The sequence below is a fragment of the Acinetobacter sp. YH12102 genome (assembly GCF_013419125.1).
Lineage (GTDB): Bacteria > Pseudomonadota > Gammaproteobacteria > Pseudomonadales > Moraxellaceae > Acinetobacter > Acinetobacter pseudolwoffii.
Genome location: NZ_VPAS01000003.1, coordinates 157454 through 177599 on the forward strand (window position 1 = coordinate 157454; position 20146 = coordinate 177599).

Annotated in this window: 20 protein-coding genes and 1 pseudogene; 17 read left to right on the forward strand and 4 right to left on the reverse strand. The window is 43.3% G+C overall.

Annotation, left to right across the window (positions count from 1 at the left end; all coding sequences use genetic code 11):
* Positions 1-284 precede the first annotated feature (284 nt).
* The 5 genes from FTU42_RS03345 to ruvB all read left to right on the forward strand — a co-directional run bounded on the left by FTU42_RS03345 (position 285) and on the right by ruvB (position 5532).
* Positions 285-1922, forward strand: a complete 1638-nt coding sequence (locus tag FTU42_RS03345) for a hypothetical protein (protein ID WP_005170049.1) — start codon at positions 285-287, stop codon at positions 1920-1922.
* Between the two features lie 11 nt (positions 1923-1933).
* Complete coding sequence (locus FTU42_RS14755; RefSeq protein ID WP_213064808.1) at positions 1934-2065, forward strand: putative transporter small subunit; 132 nt, start codon at positions 1934-1936, stop codon at positions 2063-2065.
* Positions 2066-2238: 173 nt separating this feature from the next.
* A complete protein-coding gene (locus tag FTU42_RS03350) occupies positions 2239-3579 on the forward strand; it encodes a deoxyguanosinetriphosphate triphosphohydrolase (protein ID WP_005097598.1) in 1341 nt (446 codons plus the stop codon).
* A gap of 120 nt (positions 3580-3699) precedes the next feature.
* Complete coding sequence (gene ruvA, locus FTU42_RS03355) at positions 3700-4302, forward strand: Holliday junction branch migration protein RuvA (RefSeq protein WP_005097599.1); 603 nt, start codon at positions 3700-3702, stop codon at positions 4300-4302.
* 222 nt (positions 4303-4524) lie between these two features.
* Entirely contained in the window at positions 4525-5532 is a 1008-nt protein-coding gene (gene ruvB, locus FTU42_RS03360) for a Holliday junction branch migration DNA helicase RuvB (protein ID WP_005097600.1), read from the forward strand.
* Between the two features lie 13 nt (positions 5533-5545).
* Here the strand turns inward: ruvB and FTU42_RS03365 are convergent, their stop codons facing one another.
* Together FTU42_RS03365 and FTU42_RS03370 are read right to left on the reverse strand one after the other, a co-directional pair.
* The gene (locus FTU42_RS03365) at positions 5546-6319 is read right to left on the reverse strand and encodes a hypothetical protein (RefSeq protein ID WP_074383355.1); all 774 of its coding nucleotides are present in this window, start codon (positions 6317-6319) and stop codon (positions 5546-5548) included.
* 158 nt (positions 6320-6477) lie between these two features.
* Positions 6478-6747: pseudogene (locus FTU42_RS03370) on the reverse strand (acetamidase); the annotation flags it as partial.
* A gap of 249 nt (positions 6748-6996) precedes the next feature.
* On the opposite strand from FTU42_RS03370, the gene FTU42_RS03375 reads away from it, so the two are divergent.
* The 7 genes from FTU42_RS03375 to pal all read left to right on the forward strand — a co-directional run bounded on the left by FTU42_RS03375 (position 6997) and on the right by pal (position 13645).
* Positions 6997-8340, forward strand: a complete 1344-nt coding sequence (locus tag FTU42_RS03375) for an amidohydrolase (protein WP_180083082.1) — start codon at positions 6997-6999, stop codon at positions 8338-8340.
* A 267-nt stretch (positions 8341-8607) separates the two neighbouring features.
* The gene (ybgC, locus tag FTU42_RS03380; protein ID WP_004731733.1) at positions 8608-9015 is read left to right on the forward strand and encodes a tol-pal system-associated acyl-CoA thioesterase; all 408 of its coding nucleotides are present in this window, start codon (positions 8608-8610) and stop codon (positions 9013-9015) included.
* Positions 9016-9041: 26 nt separating this feature from the next.
* Positions 9042-9740, forward strand: coding sequence for a protein TolQ (tolQ, locus tag FTU42_RS03385; protein ID WP_004279111.1), 699 nt, complete (start codon positions 9042-9044; stop codon positions 9738-9740).
* Positions 9740-10189 (forward strand): protein TolR, encoded by a 450-nt coding sequence (gene tolR / locus FTU42_RS03390; protein WP_005170046.1) that lies wholly within the window; start codon positions 9740-9742, stop codon positions 10187-10189. The genes tolQ and tolR overlap by 1 nt, the downstream gene beginning before the upstream one ends.
* Before the next feature lie 3 nt (positions 10190-10192).
* Positions 10193-11530: a cell envelope integrity protein TolA gene (gene tolA, locus FTU42_RS03395; RefSeq protein ID WP_100329057.1), complete on the forward strand. Its 1338-nt coding sequence runs from the start codon at positions 10193-10195 to the stop codon at positions 11528-11530.
* Between the two features lie 204 nt (positions 11531-11734).
* The gene (gene tolB, locus FTU42_RS03400; protein WP_171255748.1) at positions 11735-13018 is read left to right on the forward strand and encodes a Tol-Pal system beta propeller repeat protein TolB; all 1284 of its coding nucleotides are present in this window, start codon (positions 11735-11737) and stop codon (positions 13016-13018) included.
* Between the two features lie 54 nt (positions 13019-13072).
* Complete coding sequence (gene pal / locus FTU42_RS03405; protein ID WP_100357460.1) at positions 13073-13645, forward strand: peptidoglycan-associated lipoprotein Pal; 573 nt, start codon at positions 13073-13075, stop codon at positions 13643-13645.
* Positions 13646-13720: 75 nt separating this feature from the next.
* Here the strand turns inward: pal and FTU42_RS03410 are convergent, their stop codons facing one another.
* Complete coding sequence (locus tag FTU42_RS03410; protein WP_005097610.1) at positions 13721-13906, reverse strand: NF038105 family protein; 186 nt, start codon at positions 13904-13906, stop codon at positions 13721-13723.
* A 181-nt stretch (positions 13907-14087) separates the two neighbouring features.
* On the opposite strand from FTU42_RS03410, the gene FTU42_RS03415 reads away from it, so the two are divergent.
* From FTU42_RS03415 to FTU42_RS03435, 5 genes are all read left to right on the forward strand, one after another.
* A complete protein-coding gene (locus FTU42_RS03415; protein ID WP_180083025.1) occupies positions 14088-15062 on the forward strand; it encodes a class 1 fructose-bisphosphatase in 975 nt (324 codons plus the stop codon).
* A 52-nt stretch (positions 15063-15114) separates the two neighbouring features.
* A complete protein-coding gene (locus tag FTU42_RS03420) occupies positions 15115-15891 on the forward strand; it encodes an RNA methyltransferase (RefSeq protein WP_005097613.1) in 777 nt (258 codons plus the stop codon).
* Between the two features lie 167 nt (positions 15892-16058).
* Positions 16059-16673, forward strand: coding sequence for an RNA polymerase sigma factor (locus FTU42_RS03425; RefSeq protein ID WP_074383360.1), 615 nt, complete (start codon positions 16059-16061; stop codon positions 16671-16673).
* Positions 16670-16987: a hypothetical protein gene (locus FTU42_RS03430; RefSeq protein ID WP_005097616.1), complete on the forward strand. Its 318-nt coding sequence runs from the start codon at positions 16670-16672 to the stop codon at positions 16985-16987. Before FTU42_RS03425 ends, FTU42_RS03430 begins: the two co-directional genes overlap by 4 nt.
* Positions 16977-17390: a DUF3106 domain-containing protein gene (locus FTU42_RS03435; RefSeq protein WP_005097618.1), complete on the forward strand. Its 414-nt coding sequence runs from the start codon at positions 16977-16979 to the stop codon at positions 17388-17390. Before FTU42_RS03430 ends, FTU42_RS03435 begins: the two co-directional genes overlap by 11 nt.
* Before the next feature lie 332 nt (positions 17391-17722).
* On the opposite strand, the gene FTU42_RS03440 is transcribed toward FTU42_RS03435, so the two are convergent.
* Positions 17723-20137: a CSLREA domain-containing protein gene (locus FTU42_RS03440; RefSeq protein WP_180083026.1), complete on the reverse strand. Its 2415-nt coding sequence runs from the start codon at positions 20135-20137 to the stop codon at positions 17723-17725.
* Between the last annotated feature and the right edge of the window lie 9 nt (positions 20138-20146).

Sequence of the window (20146 nt, forward strand, 5' to 3'; positions counted from 1 at the left end):
AATCAAAAATAGCCTTATATCAGCAAAGAATCTACATAATTAATGACTTCATCAGTAAATTTGATGATTTTATGTTAACCTCTACGCCAATTGCTGAGGAAATGTCCACATTCAGGACGCATGAATCATCCTCTTTTCTGCTGCAGATATGAATATCCAATTGATATTCAGACGCTGGTTTTTTTATTTTCTGTAGCTTCACTGCTCTGTCTAATCTAGAGCCTTAATCTGTTGCCAATGATTTAATTTTCAAAAACAAAAGGTGACCCGCTTAAGGAGTATGTATGTTTCAATTCACTAGTACAGCAACTGTACTATTGATGGTGCTTTTCTATGGCATCACCTTTCTATTGTCGTTACGCATTAAGCAAAAAAATGAAAATGTCGATGGATATATGGTCTCGAATGGCTCCATCGGATTTGGAATGTCTGCGGCCAGTATGACCGCCACCTGGATCTGGGCCGCTTCATTTTATGCAGCAGCTTCGTCCGGATATAAATACGGTGTTTCCGGTGCGTTACACTATGGTTTGTGGGGTGCACTGATGATTTTATTTATCTACCCATTCGGCAAACGTTTCCGCGACCTGGCACCCAATGCACACACTTTGGCAGAAATCATGCATGCACGGCATGGTAACCAGAGCCAGATGATTCTGGCAGGCTCCAACATTGTCGGGAGCGTGATCAGTCTGATGGTAAACTTTACCGCAGCAGGTGCGCTGGTTGAAATTCTGTCTCCCCTCAGCTTTATCCATGGGGTCTTGATTACCGGAATTGGCGTCCTGTCCTATACTTTATGGTCCGGTTTCCGCTCCTCGGTATTTACCGACTTTGGGCAACTGGTCGCCATGATTGTGGCGGCAGTGATCATTATTCCGACGCTATTTTTCACCCTGGGCGGCCCTTCACTGTTCCAGACCGGCATGCATAATCTGCAACCGGAACAACTGGATTTCTTTTCGAAAACCGCATTTTTAGAACAGGGTGCACCATTTTTTGTGGCGGTACTGGCTTATGCGATTGGTAACCAGACCATCGCCCAACGCCTGTTTGCAGTGCGTAAAGACTTGATCAAACCCAGCTTCATTACTGCAACCATCGGTTATGCCGCGATTGTCGTCGGTTTGGGAATGCTCGGATTATTGGCGCTATTTGCCGGGATTCAGCCGATTGATGGCAACCTGAACAACCTGATTCCACAAATGGCAGCAACGTATCTGTCTCCATTTATGGTGGCCTTACTCTTTGTCATGGTGATTGGCGCGCTTTCGTCAACGGCGGATTCGGATTTATCTGCCCTGTCTGCCATCGTAATGACCGATATTTATGGCAAACAGATTGCTAAAAATCGTCCTGATCCGAAGAAGATGCTGTTTATTGGCCGGATGACCATGATTGTAGCCACCATGCTCGGTATTTTAATTGCCACGCTTAAATTCGACATTCTAGCGATGCTGATTTTCGTCGGTGCACTCTGGGGTGCCATCGTATTCCCGGTGATTGCCAGCCTGTACTGGGACAAGGTCAATGCCCGTGCCTTTAACTGGTCTGTCGGTATCGCATTTTTAAGCTTTCTGGTGGTTCGATTTGAATGGCTGCCAATTCAGGGTCTGATCGCGCTTAGCTTTGAGCTTATGGCCACCATCGGTATTGGTGTAGTACTGGGTCTGATGAGCTTTGGCTTCTTTGGCAAGAAAGTCGGCCTGGTGGTCGGTATTCTGGCCAGTATCGGCTTCCTTCCATGGACCATCGGCTTCCTGCGTGATTATGGCACGCTATTGAGTTCCCTGACCGCCTACGGCAGCAGCGCCATTGTCTGTACAGTACTGACTTTAATGAATAGCAAAGAACGATTTGATTTTAAACAAATCAATAAGATGGTGATTGAATTTCACCAGGTATCTGAGAAAAGTAAATAAGGAGATTTCAGATGAGTAGTCAATTTATGACCCTATATGTACTTTTTTGGCCATTGGTGGCGACGATGATTTTGTTCGTCATTTGCATGGGGGTCTATAAAGACGTCCAGGAAGCCAAGATCAGTGGTGAAGATTTGCTTTAGCCCACTTCTATCATGAGATAAAAACAGGTCAATATGACCTGTTTTTTTATAGCGATTGTTCAGCTGAAATTTCCACAGAGTTTTGTTTGTTCCGACAATTCATGTCGCAGCACTCTAGTGCTGTTGCTACTTTTTTGGCATGATGCACTTAGCAAAGAATTGAATAATGATAAATGACTCAAATGCGTTGGTTAGAGCTGCTTTCGACAGTTCGGATTGGTAGTAAAAAGCAAAGTACTGAACTGGCACGTAGCCCGTTCCACAAAGATTATGACCGTATTATTTTTTCACAAAGTTTCCGCCAGCTGAACCGTAAAACTCAGGTTCACCCTTTAACCCAGCACGATGGTATTCATACACGACTCACACATTCACTTGAAGTGTCCTGTATTGGGCGTTCACTCGGGATGCTGGCCGCAGAGAAAATAAAAGATCAGTTACCGCCCTGGATTTCCCCGGCCGATGTCGGTGCCATTATTCAGGCTGCCTGTCTGGCACATGATATTGGTAATCCCCCTTTTGGCCATGCCGGTGAATATGCCATTCGAGAATGGTTCGACGATGCATCGCATACCGATTTTTTAAAAGATCTCAGTCCTGAACAAGAAGCCGATGTACGTCAGTTTGAAGGCAATGCCCAAGGTCTACGCCTGTTGACCAAAATCGATTACCATCCCAATGATGGCGGCATGCGTTTGACTTATGCCACGTTAGGGGCTTATTTAAAATATCCGTGGCTGTCAAAAACCATGGCATCTCAAGTCGATTTACCTGCCAGCAATCGGGCCAAGTTTGGCTGCTATCAGGCCGAGAAAGAGATTTTAAAGCAGATTGCAGAACAACTCGGACTGATTCAGTTAGCTGAATATCATTACTGCCGTCATCCACTGACCTATCTGCTCGAAGCGGCTGATGATATCTGTTATGCCCTGATTGACCTTGAAGATGGTATTAGCCTGAATATGCTCAGTTATGACGAAGTTGAGCCGGTCTTTTTAAATCTGCTCGGTGATTATGGTATTCCTTCTGAAATCGCCATGAGCAATACCACCTGGCAGCAAAAAATTGCCGCCTTGCGTGGTCGGGTCATGAAACGTCTGGTCGATGAAGTGACAACGGCTTTTGCCCGTCATCATGACCAGATTTTATCGGGTCAGTTACAAGGTACTTTATTGCAATATTGTACTGCGGACATTGAAATCGGGATTAATCGCGCCAAAGAACTGGCACGGGATAAAATTTTTGAGCATCCGCAAAAAGCAGGACTGGAAATTATCGCGCATCAATGTTTGCAAAATATTCTGGATGCCTTTATTCCCTTAACAACGCCGCATAAAAACCTGAGTTTTAAAGAACAGCGCTTGATGTCGATTCTGCAACGTTCAGGGGCGAATTTTAGCGCCAGCCATTATGACAATATCATGCAGGTGCTGGATATTGTTTCGAAATTTTCTGATCATCAGGCTTATAACCTGTCGCAGGAATTACAAGGCAATAAAGCCGGATTGTTATAAAATATTCTGCTGTATGGGAGGATGATTGTAATAAAATCATCTATTTTACAGCGGCAGATTTTGCCTTTCCGGAAAATGCTGACTACTATGCAGCAAAACTGAATTTAGTGATGATAAAAGATGATTGGATGTCTGATTGGTGAAGTACTGGCTTTAGAAGCACCCACCGTACTGTTAAATGTAAATGGCGTCGGTTATGAAATTGATACGCCGCTGACGACTTTCTGCCAGCTGCAAAAAGGACAACAAGTCACACTCTGGACCCATCTGGCCGTGCGTGAAGATGCACAGTTGCTGTATGGCTTTATCAATGCGCAGGAAAAAACCATTTTCCGCACCTTACTCAAAGTCAACGGCGTGGGTCCCAAAATGGCCTTGGGTATTCTTTCGACTTTAAGTGTGGAAATGCTGATTCATACCGTTGAAAATGAAGATGTGAATACCTTGGTCAAAGTTCCCGGTGTCGGTAAAAAAACCGCTGAACGTTTAATGATTGAATTACGTGACCGTTTTAAAGCCATGGCTTCAGGTGCTGCGCCAAGCAATTCAACTGCACCACAGATTCAGTTTATGGGCAATTCAGCCGTGGCTGAAGCAGAAGCTGCATTACAGTCTTTGGGTTATAAACCTGCTGAAGCGCAAAAACTGATTAATGCGGTTAAAGCAGATTACACTGAAGCCAGCGACATTATTCGTGCCGCATTAAAATCGATGAATCGTTAATACTGATTTAAATATTCGCTGCAAAATGAAGATGAGAAGGCAGCATGGATGCTGCCGCAGAAATATGGCATAGGATGTGCCATTATTTTTGCAAAGGGTTTTGTTACTTTTGCCCTGTCAAAAGTAAGAGCATGCCTGCACAATGGCATACGAATTGTTAAAGCATTTTGAGGCTATGACTTTATTCACCTCAAATAAACCATAGAGATTAACTCAAAAGATATGCAAGACCGTCTCATCAGTGGTTCTGAAAAACCAGAAGATCATTTTGATCGTGCCATCCGTCCAACCTCACTCGATGACTATATTGGTCAGCCTGTGGTTCGAGAGCAAATGGAAATCTTTATTGGTGCCGCCCGTGGCCGTGAAGAAGCGCTGGATCATACATTGATTTTTGGCCCGCCCGGCCTGGGTAAAACCACGCTGGCGAATATTATTGCCCGCGAAATGGGCGGTAATCTTAAGTCGACTTCAGGTCCGGTGCTAGAACGTGCCGGTGATTTGGCCGCCATGCTGACCAATCTGGAAGAAGGTGATGTCCTGTTCATTGATGAGATCCACCGTCTTTCACCGGTGATTGAGGAAATTCTCTATCCAGCGATGGAAGACTACCAGCTCGACATCATGATTGGCGAAGGGCCTGCTGCACGATCAATCAAACTGGATTTGCCACCCTTTACCCTGGTTGCAGCAACCACACGTGCAGGTCTACTCACCTCTCCGCTGCGTGACCGTTTCGGAATCGTGCAACGTTTAGAGTTTTATTCAGTTGAAGATTTAACCCATATTGTCAAACGTTCAGCCAACTTGATGGATGTACCGATGACTGGAGATGGCGCAAAGGAAATTGCCCGTCGCTCACGAGGTACACCGCGTATTGCTAACCGATTGTTACGTCGAGTTCGTGATTACGCTCAGGTCAAAGGAACGGGGGAAATCAATCAGGATATGGCCCAACGTGCTTTAGATATGCTCAAAGTCGATAAAGATGGTTTAGATACTTTAGACCGCCGTTATCTATCGATGTTATTAGAACGTTTTGATGGTGGCCCTGCTGGTGTTGAAGCGTTGGCTGCTGCCATGGCAGAAGATTCTGGTACGCTGGAAGATGTGATTGAACCATATTTGATTCAGCAAGGTTATGTCATGCGTACTGCACGTGGCCGTATTGCCACCAATATGGCGTATTTACAGTTTGGGTTGACACCACCTGAGCCAAAAGAAAAGTGATTCAAAAAGCAGCTTAGGCTGCTTTTTTATTGAATATAGATTTCAAATTTTGAATAAGAGAATCTACTACAATGTTTAGAGCTTTGAAACTATCAGCAATACCTTCTTTATCAATTACCGCGGTAATACACATGATTTGTAGCTGAGTGAGATAACGCTCAAATTCGTCCCATTCAGATACTAATTCATGATCTTCCTCTACTAACATTTTTAAATGAGTACTAATACGAGCTATTAAAGGGAATATATCATCTTCTAAACTCTTTAATTCTGAACGCATATCTTCGTATTCATTATTTTTGAACCAGTCTTTCACATCATTTAGTACTAAAGCTACAGAGCCTAACAATGTAATGTATTTATGCACTAATGGTTTCAATACAGCAAGATCGTCTATTAACTTAAGTTTCCAACCTCTATAAAATTCTTCTTGTAATTCAACTCTTTTTAACTTTTCTTGACTTTCTATAAGTTGTTTAGTCATATTTCTATGAGATTCTGCTGCTTCTTTAATATCTTCACTTACTACTTTAAAAGATAGTTCTGTGAGTTGAAAACTCTTACATCCATACCAATAAGCAAGCCAAGTTGCGAAACTACCTAAAATAAGCGCAATAATGACAGATAAAGTAAATGGTGAAATTGCTGTCGTATCTGTCGAATGATTGAGATCAAGCTCCATCTTTCTATTTGGATTCTCTACAACACTTGCCGTTTGATCAAAAGGTTGCTGTGGCACTGTCCATGGCAATTGAATCATCACTGCATTATTATTCTGCTCTGCCACAATTTCCCCATTTCATTTCAATAAATTTTTATTATTGATATTCTAAAAATTTTCAAACCATTACAAAAGAAAAAGCCAACTGACATGTCTAAATCAGTTGGCAAAAGCACAAAACAAAAAACTAAATAAAAAAATTACTTCTCTTTTTTCTTAAACTCCTAAAAGTCCGCTTTACGAATCATCGCGTGAATACCTTTGGTTTTATCTACCACTTGCGATACTTTAAAATCCGTTGCAGCACTTAAATATGCATAAGCAATTTCTTCTGAAATTCCGTATTCATTGACCAAAAAACGGATTGCTTCGCGTGTCGATTTACGCATGGCTTCGTCTAAGTCTTCATCTAAACCTAGAGTAATCCACAACTCATCATTTTCGCCCAAAGGTTGCGTTAATGATTGTCGCGGAATCTTGTCCTGATCTATTTTTGATATTTGTTTTTATTTTGTCTTATTGATAATTTTGATACCTTTAGCATATAGAAAATAAATAAGGGTACATAATTTTACAATGTAAAAGTATTCATAAAGCTCTTTTAGAACAAGGTCTAACAAGCAATATACCTTAAAGGTATTATCATAATACTTAGAGAGTTTTGGTCAAATTTAAATCAATATGCAATCCTAGAGAATCACTTTAACCATTTAAAATTCTTAAGGTTCTCCCCAAGTATGAATATGTATAAGCAGATTTCCCTTTGTCTTCCTCTTCTTTTCTGTAGCCAACTCAGTCTGGCCGACTGGATTGATGATTCTGTACAAACGGCTGAAGCGCACACCATAAAATTACGCCAGCATATTCATCAATATCCTGAGCTGGGGAATATGGAATTTAAAACCTCGGAACTGGTTCAAAAAGAATTAAAATCCTATGGGATTGAAGTACGAAAAGGTTATGCCAAAACGGGTGTGATCGGTGTACTAAAAGGTGGTAAACCCGGCCCGGTCATGGCATTGCGTGCAGATATGGATGCATTACCAATTAAGGAAACTGCACCGGTATCATTCGCCAGCAAACGAAAAGCCATTTATCAGGGCAAAGAATCTTATGTGATGCATGCCTGTGGTCATGATGCGCATACCGCCATGTTACTGGGTGCAGCCAAAGTTCTGGCCGCCAACAAAGATAAAATTGCAGGAACGGTGGTATTTGTGTTCCAGCCAGCCGAAGAAGGTGGTGCAGATATTGATAACTTTACCCAAGGCGATCAGATTGGTTCGCGTAAAATGATTGCGGACGGCGCCCTGAAAAATCCAAAACCTGAAGTCATTTTCGGTATGCATGTCATGGCCGGTATGCCAAGTGGCAATATCTTCTACAAAGATGGTGCCATTTTAAACAGTGCCGATCATTTACGCATCCAGGTCAATGGAAGTCAGGTTCATGGTTCGATGCCTTGGGCAGGAAAAGATCCAATTTATGCCTCTGCCCAGATGGTCACCAATCTGCAAAGTTTGATCAGCCGTAAAGCGGATCTGACCAAAGGAATGGGCGTGGTCAGTATTGGTAGCATTCAGGGTGGTACCACCGGTAACGTGATTCCAGATCAGGTCAATATGGTCGGGACTATTCGCTCCAATAGTGAAGACGTTCGTCAAGGCATTTTAAAAGACTTACCGAAGATGCTAGAACACAATGCAGCAGCCAACGATGTCAAGGTGAAAGTCGAAATTGCGCCTTATGCCCCGGTCACCACCAATGACAAAACTTTGACCAAGCTGATGCAACCGACCCTGGCCAAAGTCCATGGTGAAGATAAATTGCATGTCTTGGATAATAATGCCAGTGCGAGTGAAGACTTTGCTTACTATGGCCAGCTCATGCCATCCCTGTTTGTCTTTGTCGGTGCCACGCCGGCCGATCAAGATCCGGCTAAAGCCGCGCCAAACCATAATCCGAACTTTATTGTCGATGATGCGACCTTAAAAACCGGTGTCGAAAGTCATGTGCGCTTTATTCTGGATTATCCAAAAGTGGCTGAACAGGTTCAGGCCAACTGGAAACAGAACAATAAAGGTTAATTGCCTGCTATAAAAATGCGCGAGTTGATGAGCTCGCGCATTTCATCATCTTCTGCTGTTTTATAAATGAGCTATCAGGTGCTCTGCGCTTCCTCTTGACTATTTCTAGCCAGATTTGACATCTTGTGCCATTGGTCTCAAAACTCAAAATGCTAAACTTTGTCCCGCTAAATTGCTTGACTTTGGACAGGAATCCGGCAAATTCAAGGATTTTCCTATCTCCAATATAATCAGCAAAATTTTCGAACATCTGCATGGAACAAAACTATGGCGAATCATTTTGAATTCAATATCCGCGTATATATTGAAGATACGGATCTAGGTGGTATTGTTTACCATGCTAACCACATTCGCTATATGGAACGTACCCGTACCGAATGGTTACGTGCTGCCGGAGTCAGTCATTACTGGCAACAGGCAGAATACAATTTTGTGGTACACAAAATTAATGTCAAATATATGCGTCCGATCCTGATGGATGATTTAATTACTGTAACTGCACGTGTCATTTCATGTAAAGCTTCATCATTTGTATTGCAACAAAATATTTATCGTGGTGAAATCATGCTTGCATCAGGTGAAGTTGAGTTGGCATGTATCAGTGCAGAGATGCGACCACGTCGACTCCCGGATGAAATACGCGAACTAATTCAAAAAGAATTGGAACAAGACTAAAAAATTTATTGGCACACGTAACAACTATGGCGACTCAGTTAGAATCATCTCTTCAAGTTTCAGATCTTATTTTACAAGCAAGCCCTGTCGTACAACTGGTGATGCTTTCTCTTCTGTTAGCCTCAATATATAGCTGGTATCTGATTGCCAGACTCTATATGAGTTATAAAAAAGCCCAGGCCGATGATGAACATTTCCAGAAAATCTTCTGGTCTGGCGCTGAACTGAATACCCTGTATAACAATGCCCAGCTCAATTCTAAACGCACTGGCCTTGAAGATATTTTCTATCAGGGTCTGGGTGAGTTCCTGAAACTGAAAAAACGCCATGCACCGACTGCCCAGTCCATTGAAGGAACAGAGCGTATTCTGCGTGTCGGCCTGAGCCGTGATCAAGGTCATCTGGAGCAAGGACTCGGTGCTTTGGCCAGTATTGGTTCGGTTGCACCTTATGTTGGTCTGTTCGGTACCGTCTGGGGCATCATGAACGCTTTTATTGGCCTGGCAGATGTCGATCAGGTGACACTGGCGACGGTTGCACCTGGTATTGCTGAAGCCCTGATTGCAACTGCCATTGGCCTGTTCGCAGCTATTCCAGCGGTGTTGGCCTTTAACCATTTCACGGCCAAAGGTGAAACCGTTTACTCTGATCGTGCCCTGTTTGCCGAAGAAATGGTGGCACTGCTACAACGTCAGTCCGTGGGCATAACTCAGGACAAAGACTAATGGCGATTCAAGGTTCAGGACGCTTTCAGCGTATTAAAAAGCCACTGAAAAGTGACATGAATGTCGTACCTTATATTGATGTGATGCTGGTGCTTCTGGTGATCTTTATGGTCACCGCACCCATGATCACCAGTGGCATAAAGGTCGACCTACCTCAGGCCAATGGGCTACCGATTGAATCTAAAGATGCACCGACCATTGTCACCCTGAAAGAAGATGGTTCCTATTATTTAGAACATAAAAATCAGGCCACTGGCCCAGTTACGCTGGATGAATTGACTGCTGCCCTTGTTGAAGCGCAAACACAGGCACAAAATGACAATAAAGTGCTGAATGTCGTGATCAATGGCCACAATACCCGTCCTTATGGCGATGTCATGGCCTTAATGTCCAGCCTGCAGGATGCCGGTTTATCTCAGGTCGGTTTACTGACCCAGCCATTAGAATAATGTATGAAAGATTATAAAAAACCACCATTTCAGAAAAAAGCCATCGCGATTGGATTCACCTTAGGAATCCATGCCGTGGCTTTGGTGGGTTTACTTTATCTTGGCATGAGTAAACCACCTGAACCGCCGAAGCAGATTAAAACGGTCCTGATCAAACCTGAGGACCTCAAACCGGTCACCCGAGAAGAAACGCCGTTTGAGGAAACTGCACATGAAAATGTCGCAGAAGAAATTACTCAAACAGCTGAACCTAGTCCTGAGCCTGCGCCAGTCATTCCGACAGCGGCGCCTGCCACACCTGCTGCTCCGCCTGCACCGAAAGTGGATACACAAAAAGCCCAGCAGGAACTCAAAGAGGTAGCGCAAGCCAAGGCTGTACAACAAGCTGCTGAAGCAGCGAAACGTGCCGAAGCTGCCGAACAGGCGAAACAGGCAGCAGCCAGAGCAAAAGCGGAGGCAGCACAAAAATCCAAGGCAGATGCCGAAGCTGCTCGTAAGGCTGAAATCGATGCACAGCGTAAAGCGGACGCTGCACAGAAAGCCAAATTAGATGCTCAGAAAAAAGCGGATTTGGCCGCCAAACAAAAAGCCGATGCCGCTGCGAAAGCCAAGGCAGATGCTGCTGCAAAGGCGAAAGCTGACGCGGATGCAAAAGCCAAAGCTGAGGCGGCAGCTAAAGCAAAAACTGACGCGGATGCAAAACGTAAGGCAGATGCGGAGGCGAAACGTAAAGCTGATGCGGATGCAAAAGCCAAAGCAGAGGCGACAGCTAAAGCAAAAGCTGAGGCGGATGCAAAACGTAAGGCGGATGCCGATGCAAAAGCCAAAAACGATGCTGCTGCAAAGGCCAAAGCAGAGGCGACAGCTAAAGCAAAAGCTGAGGCGGATGCAAAACGTAAGGCGGATGCCGATGCAAAAGCCAAAAACGATGCTGCTGCAAAGGCAAAAGCAGACGCGGATGCAAAACGTAAGGCAGATGCCGATGCAAAAGCCAAAGCAGAGGCAGATGCCAAGGCTTCAGCAGCCAAACAGGCCGCTGAAGAAGCTGCTCAGAAAAAAGCGGAATCAAAACGGATTGCGTCTACTGCAAAACGTGATTTCGAAAATAAAATTAAACGTGCTTGGGATACCCCAGTGGGATCGTCAGGTCAGCGCGCTACTGCTCGTGTGACCTTGAATGACAATGGCGGTGTGGTTTCTGTCATCGTGAACTCAAGTGATGCAGACATGAAAGCCAGCGTAGAAGCTGCGGTGCGGGCTGCTGCGCCTTATCCGATGCCTTCAGATCCAGATGCACGCCGAGAAGCACGAAGTTTTACATCAACCTTTACTGCACAATAAAAACCAAGCCATCACACATTATTGAGGTGATGGCTTTGATTTTTTCAGCTAAACTTCACTTTAATATGATTAAATAATATTCATTTTTCACAGTGTCATAACAGTTTGGTCATAAAATCCTGGTTTTATTCTATTAAATCCATGCGATGATGTAGCCCAAGCTACCTATACAATAAATCCGTTGATTTGAGTAAATAACGAATGATGGAAAAGACTCGCAAACACCTACTCTGCCTCGCAATCATTGGCGCTTTAAGTCCTGTCTTGGCAACTCAGTCCTATGCCCAGTTGCATCTGGAAATTACCAAGGCACCTGAGGCAGCACCTAAAATCGCCATTGTGCCATTCAGTCAGGATCAGAGCATCTATCCTATTGTTGAAAATGACTTGAATCGTTCAGGCAGATTTACCAGTGCTTCAAAAAACCTGCCTGCGACTGCCACATTAAATAACCCGAATGCAGAAGCTTGGGCATCCGCTGGCGTTCCCTATGTCGTGACCGGTTCATCAAAAACCACAGCGGATGGTTCTTTTGAAATCCAGTATCAGTTATACGATATCGAAAAAAAACAATATCTATTAAATGAATTACTAACTGTTCCAGCCTCACGTACCCGTCAGGCAGCGCATATGATCAGTGATGCCATCTATCAGGCATTAACTGGCATTCCAGGTGATTTTACTGGACGTATTGCTTATGTACTGCGTAATCCAGCAACACCAGAACAACGTTATACCTTGCAAATTGCTGATACCGATGGCGAACAGCCAAAAACAATTTTGACTTCGCGTGATCCGATTCTTTCTCCAGCCTGGACACCGGATGCCAAAAAAATTGCTTATGTCTCGTTTGAAACCAAACGTCCGGCAATTTATGTACAGGATCTGGCCACAGGACAACGCGAAAAACTGGCCAGTTTCCGTGGCTTAAATGGCGCACCAAGTTTCTCTCCAGATGGCAAGAGCATGCTGTTTACTGCATCCATGCATGGCAATCCGGAAATCTATCAGATGAATCTGGAAACACGTCAATTACAACGTATGACCAATGACAGTGCGATCGATACCGAAGCACGTTATGCTCCAGATGGAAAATCCTTTATCTTTACTTCTGATCGTGGTGGATCTCCACAGATTTATCGCCATGATCTCGCTTCAAGTAGCAATAAACGTCTGACCTTCCGTGGTGCATTTAATGCACGTGGTACGCTGAGCGCAGATGGCAAAAAACTTGCATTGGTTCATCGTCCAAGCGGCAGTAACTATCGGGTTGCCGTTCAAGACATGAACTCTGGTGTAAATAATATTCTGACGCCAACAACTCTAGACGAATCACCAAGTTTCTCGCCAAATGGCCAGATGGTGGTGTATGCCACACGTGAAGGCGCGCGCGGACTTCTGTCGATCATGTCACTAGATGGTCGTTTCCGTATGAACTTGCCAAGTGAAACGGGCGAAGTCCGTGAACCGGCTTGGGCACCAAAATAACATTGGTATTTGTATAAACCTTTTACCCCATAATCAAACTTCATGGAGATGAAGATGAACAAAGTAAAATTATTTGCCTTACCACTTTTAGCAGCAGCTGTCGTCATGACAGGTTGTGCGAGCCGTAAACCTGCCGCTGAAGTTCAAACCGGCGGTTTAGATACAACCAGCTCAACCACAGTGGATACGCAAGGTCTGAGTGAAGATGCTGCATTAAATGCACAAAACATGGCGGGTGCCTCTGCAAAGGGTGTTACTGCAGAAAACAAGGCTTTCTTGGCAAAACGTGTCGTACATTTTGACTATGACAGTACTGAACTCAGCAATGAAGATCTTCGTACACTACAAGCACATGCACAATTCCTGATGGCCAATGCCAACTCACGTGTCGCACTCACCGGTCACACCGATGAACGTGGTACCCGTGAATACAACATGGCGCTTGGTGAGCGTCGTGCCAAAGCTGTTGAAAGCTTCCTGGTGACCACTGGTGTAAATACTGCTCAATTAGAAGCCGTCAGCTATGGTAAGGAAATGCCAATCAATCCAGGTCATGATGAAAATGCCTGGAAAGAAAACCGCCGTGTTGAAATTAATTATGAAGCGGTACCACCATTGTTGAAATAATTTTCAATGCTAGCGTATCAAATAAAAAGCACTCATGATTGAGTGCTTTTTATTGGGTTGAATGAACAAATCTGTTTATTCTACGGTCTGGCCTGGTTCAACTGCTTGCATCGATTCAATCAGGTCGTGTTTATTGAATTGTTTGTACTCTGGTTTTGCTTCATAATCCCGCCAGGCTTCTTTCATCTTGTCTTCAGAGATATCATCTAAAGTAATGCCTTCACTTGGCGTTGGAGTCGCATCAAACTTTAATGTTGTCATATCTGTGCTCCTATTCTCAATTTTCCCTTGCCTTCAACATAGCACTTTCCACAGGAGTTGCAAGGGCAAAATCGATACAAATAATCCAGTTTAATTTTTCTTTTAGTACGTTCTCATCTAAAATATAGCCGCATATCGTTTTGATCATTTTTTCCCGATTTAAGTCTTGGAGTTTTCCCTTATGTCATACCGCACCCTATCCCAGTTTTTACAGCAACAAAGCGGGAATCTCACACCTGAACTTGCACAAGTTATTGAAATGATTGCAAACACTTGCAAGGACATCGATCTGTTGCTGCAAAAAGGTGCTTTAGCGGGTGTATTGGGAAGTGCACAGCATGAAAATGTTCAAGGCGAAGAGCAAAAGAAACTGGATGTCATTTCCAATGATTATCTGATTGATGCTTTACAGCAACACCCGAATGTCGGTGGTTTGGCCTCAGAAGAACTGGATGAATTCACCCCTGCACAAGAAAATGGTCAATTTCTGGTCTTGTTCGACCCACTCGATGGTTCAAGTAATATCGATATCAATATGTGTGTGGGTACGATTTTCTCGATTCTTCCTGCGAAAAATGCCGTGACTCAGGCCGAAGACTTTATGCAAGCCGGTGTCAATCAAGTGGCTGCAGGTTATGTACTGTATGGTCCATCGACCATGATGGCATTGACTGTCGGTGCAGGCGTAGTGTTCTTTACCTTTGACCCGGAAACTCAAGAATTCCTGCTAACTTCTGAAGCGATTCAAGTCGCTGCAGATACCAAAGAATATGCGATCAATGCCTCGAATCAACGCCACTGGGAAGCACCAGTACAACGTTATATCGATGAATTATTAGCAGGCAAAACCGGCCCTCGTGAAAAAGACTTCAATATGCGCTGGGTTGCCTGTATGGTGGGCGATATTCACCGTATTCTTTGTCGTAGCGGTATCTTCATGTATCCATACGACTTTAAAGATCCGGCTAAAGCTGGTCGTCTGCGTTTAATGTATGAAGCCAACCCAATGAGTATGCTCATGGAGCAGGCTGGCGGCGCATCCACCACAGGCCGTGTCCGTATTCTGGAGATCGAACCAACTGATCTACATCAACGTGTGCCAGTGATTATCGGTTCTAAAAACGAAGTTGATCTTGTGACCAACTATCATAACTAATTTTTTATAGCGGTAGCCGATATTGAATCGGCTACCGTGGATTATATCTCCCATGCCAACTTTTTTTCTTGATTCAAAAGACAATCCAAAAATTAAACACTTACGTGGTTTGATTGAACAAAACACCTATCGTAAAAAACAGGGGCAAACTGTGCTGGAAGGCACGCATCTGTCTCTCGCCTGGCTGCATGAAAACCGTAAAATTGATTCGATTTTTACCACTGAACATGCACTTTCGCATCCTGATTTCGAGAAAATTCTCGCAAAATACACAGGGATGGTCTTTGTTTTAAGCGAATCTTTATACAAAGATTTAAGCACCTTAGGAACGTCTTTAGCCTGTTTAGCTGTGGTCACTTTACCGACAGCAAATTATGCACTGGATTTTAAAGCCGACACTTTAATTCTGGAAAATGTACAGGATCCGGGTAATGTTGGTACCCTGCTTCGCTCTGCAGCAGCAGCCGGTATTGAACAGATTGTCTGCACCAAAGGTTCTGCATCACTTTGGTCACCACGAGTATTACGTGCCGGTATGGGCGCACACTTCACGCTGCAAACTTTTGAAAATATTGCACTTGAACAAATTCTTGAGCAATTTCAAATTCCTGTATACGTCACCAGCTCACATCGTGCCGAAAGTCTGTACTCAAAAGATTTAGGTAAACCTTGCGTATGGATCTTGGGCAATGAAGGTCAAGGCGTTTCTGATTATGCAATGCAACACGCAGAAGCTGTCAGTATTCCGCAGCCGGGTGGTCAGGAATCCTTAAATGTTGCGATTGCAGGATCGATCTGTTTCTTTGAAATGGTACGTCAACGTATCTAATTAGGGATTTAGGTTACAGTGTTTTAATTCGGCCCTGCCCGTTTATAAAATAGATTACACTACAAAAATAATAAACTTAATTGTCAACCAAACCATAATTCCCAACGTTATATGATTATGAACTTGGGAATCATGGTGGGTGTCCAATGACAGGATTTTCCATCTCTATGGATTTAGCACCAAAACAGTTGCAATCACACGATGTAAGTATTCTGAAGAGTACGGCTGAAGCACGTCTGAAGAATTTTATGCAAGATGTGACTGGACGCGCCTTGGTGATGATGGAAAGTGCAACTCAAGGTCATCATGGTATTGCCATGGATCTGGTTCAGGAAGCTTTCATTTCCTTACATAAATCCTATGCGGAAAAAAGTACTGAAGAATGGTATCCCCTATTTTATACAATTCTGAACAACAAATTACAGGATTGGCGTCGTAAAGAAGCACGGCGTGGTCAGATGTTTTCATTTTTTAAGAAAGTCAGTCTGGATGATGACGAAATTGAACTTGAGGATATCGTGGACGAAGCTACACCGACGCCTTTGGACTTTCTGGATCAGGCAGTGACAGCTGAAGAAATCCAGGAAGCTATTTCCAAACTACCTGTACGTCAGCAGCAGGCATTTATGCTGAGAGCTTGGGAAGGATTTGATACGCATACCACCGCACAAATTATGGACTGCTCAGAAGGCAGTGTAAAAACTCATTATCACCGTGCTATTCAAGGCTTACGTGCCTCTTTGGCACATTTAAATCCATATCTGGGAGGGTCATCCGAATGAATCAAGATGATTTCTTAAAACAAGTAACTTCCAAACTCGATGGACTGGCACAACAACATAAACACAAACCTGTTGTCATGCACCATGTTCTTGAAGAAATTCAGGATTCTAAACATTCACGTTTTGCATTTTTAAAAATGTCAGGTTTTGCCTTGGCAGCAGCAATTGCAGGTGTTGTGGTATTACCCAATATTTCTAGCCACAATGAGCCGCAAACCCAAATGGTGTCAGTACCGAAACTGTCCCCACAAATGCTTGAAGATTTAGAAATGCTAATGGTTCTAGGTGAGGACAAAGTTCCACATGGCAGCTAAAAGATTGGCAATTGCTTTTTGTGCATTCAGTTTTCTGCAAACCAGTTTTGCAGGATTTGAACGTTTTTGGATCTTTTCTAAAGATGCAAATACTCAGGTTTCCGATACCTGGGATAGTCTTTCTGATTCCGAACAGTTGGCACTTATTAAACGCTATCAGTCCCTCAAGGAAATTCCAGAACAGCAGAGCGTCAGCTTACAGCAGCGTATGGACTGGTTTACCCAGCTTCCTGAGGTTGAAAAACAAAGAATGCGTGAGACTTGGCAAATGATGAGCAGTCAGGAACGTCGAGAACTTGGCTTACGCATGCAAAATGCCAAACCTGAAGAACGACTTGCCATTCGGGAAGAGTACATTCTCAAATACCAGCAAACGACTCAACCACCCTCTAGCTCGCATTAAGCGACCCATATAAAAAGCCTCTAAATGGATAATGCCAGTCAGTTAAGCAATTGACTGGCATTTTCTTTTTTAAATTCATGATCATATTTGCCAGGTAGAAAAGTCATCCGCAACTGTTGGATGCATGAGGTGTATTGCTCCGCAAGATGCCTTCCTTGTGAAACTCGCTTCTCATTTGGGCAAAACCAAAGTCACAAATGATAGGACAAATATTTGATTTAAAACCTTAAGACTCCATCGTGAACCACTAAAAAGTTAAAGCGTCTATTTCTAAACTCCTTAACTGATCAGCATTCTTCCAAATGGAGGCTTTTGAATTTTCCAATTAGGTTTTATTTTCTTAGACGGCGATAAACGACCAGCCCAAATAATCCGAATAGTCCCCAAATTCCGAATGAACCACCACCACTTGATGACGTATTGGCATTTTTTACCGTATTTCGTAGCAGGATCGTTGCTGTTTCAGACATTTTTTCATCTGCATCAAAAATCGTATACTGCATGCTGTAATCTGCCTGACTTAAGTTATTTCTCACACTAAATGTCAGCTTTCCACCATAGCAGGTCTCGCGCTGATAAGTATCAGGACAAGGGCCTTGTCGCTCTGCATTAAGAGAAACTCCGGCAGGAATCTTCACAATACGAATTGGAATCTCTTTTCCCTCTTTATCCTGATAAAAAGCCGACTTTCCTGAAGGTAGAGGCCCATCACCATCATCACTATCATTTTCAAGTGGATTCACAATCACTGTCAGATTATTCTCTGGGCTAATCCAATATTCATCACTCTTGGCAATCGGTGCAATATTGTTAAAAGCTGCTTTTAAAATTCCAGCACTGCTGATCCCCGTGGCCTTATCTTTGAGAGTATAGCTACAGAATTCCATATCTGTTGCCTTGGTCATTTTCCCATCGGTACGATACATCATGATCCGGTTGAGATCAGGCTTCCATTCACACTTAAGATTGGGGTCATTCGGATCACCCTTCACACTGGTCGAACTACCCGTACCAATTAACTCACCTACTCCTAAAGACTTAACACTAATATCATAATTTTGTGCATTCAAGACTTTGGTTTGAACCGTATTACCCATCAAGGTTTCCTGAGGCATGGCCAGCACAAAGGGATTGACATAAATTGCACGGTATTGCTGATATTGCTTGGTATATTTAAGTAAATCTTCGTATTCTTTTAACTCTTGCTTTAACCCAGGTATTTCCTCTGCTGCCGTATTCTTATTTGCAATAATGCTTTTGATGTCAGTTATATTGTCCTGATAAAAATTATTCAAATCGACCAAGCTGCTATTTTTCAGATCTGTGATATCTGCTGCGGTCAGACGTCGGATTTCGATTGAACCGATTTCACAGCTATTTTTTGCATCTGGATTTAAGGTAAGAGTAGATCCCGCCACCCGATCAATGCCACGTTGATCCTGTTCAGCACAGCCACTTACCCCCACATCTACCAAATCTGTAACTGTTCCATTATCACGTGGGTAATACATGCCTAGAAAACGGTTATCAATTGCAGGCTCAATATAAGCTGTTAATAAGTTGTTTATCGTGCTGTCAGAAACATCAAGATTGTTTGAAGTTTCATCCGCATCTAACTCTGGCAATACACAACGTGATAGTCCAGTGGTTTGTATGGCATTTTTAACAGTAGTAAATACGACGCTTTGCTCCTTAGTCGGATTCCCCTGATTTAAGGCATATTCACAAGATAAGCCCTGATTAAATGCTAAAACATTAAAATAGAAATATTTAGAACCTGTTTTGTCATAAAATAAAGTAGATTGAGCTGCATTCTCAACAATAGTATTACTTAAGGCAGTTAAACTGGAAAAGGCACTGAGAGGGCGATTAGCTTGATTGGTCATACGCAAAATATGTCCTGTCTGACTCGCAGTATTTTTGGCAATGGTAGAATTATTCAACTCTACGGTTGCATAACCACAAAAATCAAGAATGCTGGCCGTATTTTCTGACCCATTTTTAACAATACTACTAGAAATAACTTTTACATTGGTTTGAGTCGTCCCTAAATTCCCCTGGCAATCCATAGCCAGCACACTACCATATGAACTTGCCTTATTTTGGTGAAGCAGCGAATCCTGGATGATCACACTCCTTTCGGTATTCATCGCCACCGTATAAATAGCCCCCCCTTCTGCATCTGCACGGGAATTTACTATTTCACTGCTATTAATGCTTAAGGGGCCCGCCACATAAAAGGTACCGCCATTGCCCTTATCCTGTGTATTTTTTGCCGCATAACCATCTTTTAAGATGAGATGATAGACTTCCAGACTGGATTGACTGGCCATACTGTTAAAGAGACGGGTTTTTCCCTGACCTGAAATCGTGGTTTTTAAAGCATCACGGGTTGGGTATAAATTCGTAATCGGACTACGACTGGTATAACTAAAGGGCGTTTTTCCATAAATTTTGAGCGCGGACTCAATGACAAGTTCGCTGTCTAATTTGTATTCACCCGCTTCAAGCTGAATCACGTCTGGGGCTGAACCATCTAGCCGAAGCGTACGGCCGACGTTACATCCGCCATAGGATTTATCTAGTTTTGCAGTTTTAATCGCTTCTCGCAAAGAGCAGGCATTACTATTCTCTCCGTCTTCATCCACCAAAGTGGTGACATAGATGGTTTTATCTTCTTCGGCTGCCATCAAACTCATGGCAGATAAAATCATGGCCGCAAGCAGTCCTTTTTTATAATTTTTCATGATTTTTCC

Bases quoted from the DNA above. Each gene is read 5' to 3' on its own strand.
- tolQ (WP_004279111.1), top strand. From the start codon at position 9,042: ATGGCGACTCAGTTAGAATCATCTCTTCAAGTTTCAGATCTTATTTTA.
- tolR (WP_005170046.1), top strand. From the start codon at position 9,740: ATGGCGATTCAAGGTTCAGGACGCTTTCAGCGTATTAAAAAGCCACTG.
- FTU42_RS14755 (WP_213064808.1), top strand. From the start codon at position 1,934: ATGAGTAGTCAATTTATGACCCTATATGTACTTTTTTGGCCATTGGTG.
- FTU42_RS03420 (WP_005097613.1), top strand. From the start codon at position 15,115: ATGCCAACTTTTTTTCTTGATTCAAAAGACAATCCAAAAATTAAACAC.
- FTU42_RS03345 (WP_005170049.1), top strand. From the start codon at position 285: ATGTTTCAATTCACTAGTACAGCAACTGTACTATTGATGGTGCTTTTC.
- FTU42_RS03425 (WP_074383360.1), top strand. From the start codon at position 16,059: ATGGATTTAGCACCAAAACAGTTGCAATCACACGATGTAAGTATTCTG.
- ruvA (WP_005097599.1), top strand. From the start codon at position 3,700: ATGATTGGATGTCTGATTGGTGAAGTACTGGCTTTAGAAGCACCCACC.
- FTU42_RS03430 (WP_005097616.1), top strand. From the start codon at position 16,670: ATGAATCAAGATGATTTCTTAAAACAAGTAACTTCCAAACTCGATGGA.
- ybgC (WP_004731733.1), top strand. From the start codon at position 8,608: ATGGCGAATCATTTTGAATTCAATATCCGCGTATATATTGAAGATACG.
- FTU42_RS03435 (WP_005097618.1), top strand. From the start codon at position 16,977: ATGGCAGCTAAAAGATTGGCAATTGCTTTTTGTGCATTCAGTTTTCTG.
- tolA (WP_100329057.1), top strand. From the start codon at position 10,193: ATGAAAGATTATAAAAAACCACCATTTCAGAAAAAAGCCATCGCGATT.
- FTU42_RS03410 (WP_005097610.1), bottom strand. From the start codon at position 13,906: ATGACAACATTAAAGTTTGATGCGACTCCAACGCCAAGTGAAGGCATT.
- pal (WP_100357460.1), top strand. From the start codon at position 13,073: ATGAACAAAGTAAAATTATTTGCCTTACCACTTTTAGCAGCAGCTGTC.
- tolB (WP_171255748.1), top strand. From the start codon at position 11,735: ATGGAAAAGACTCGCAAACACCTACTCTGCCTCGCAATCATTGGCGCT.
- FTU42_RS03375 (WP_180083082.1), top strand. From the start codon at position 6,997: ATGTATAAGCAGATTTCCCTTTGTCTTCCTCTTCTTTTCTGTAGCCAA.
- ruvB (WP_005097600.1), top strand. From the start codon at position 4,525: ATGCAAGACCGTCTCATCAGTGGTTCTGAAAAACCAGAAGATCATTTT.
- FTU42_RS03350 (WP_005097598.1), top strand. From the start codon at position 2,239: ATGACTCAAATGCGTTGGTTAGAGCTGCTTTCGACAGTTCGGATTGGT.
- FTU42_RS03440 (WP_180083026.1), bottom strand. From the start codon at position 20,137: ATGAAAAATTATAAAAAAGGACTGCTTGCGGCCATGATTTTATCTGCC.
- FTU42_RS03415 (WP_180083025.1), top strand. From the start codon at position 14,088: ATGTCATACCGCACCCTATCCCAGTTTTTACAGCAACAAAGCGGGAAT.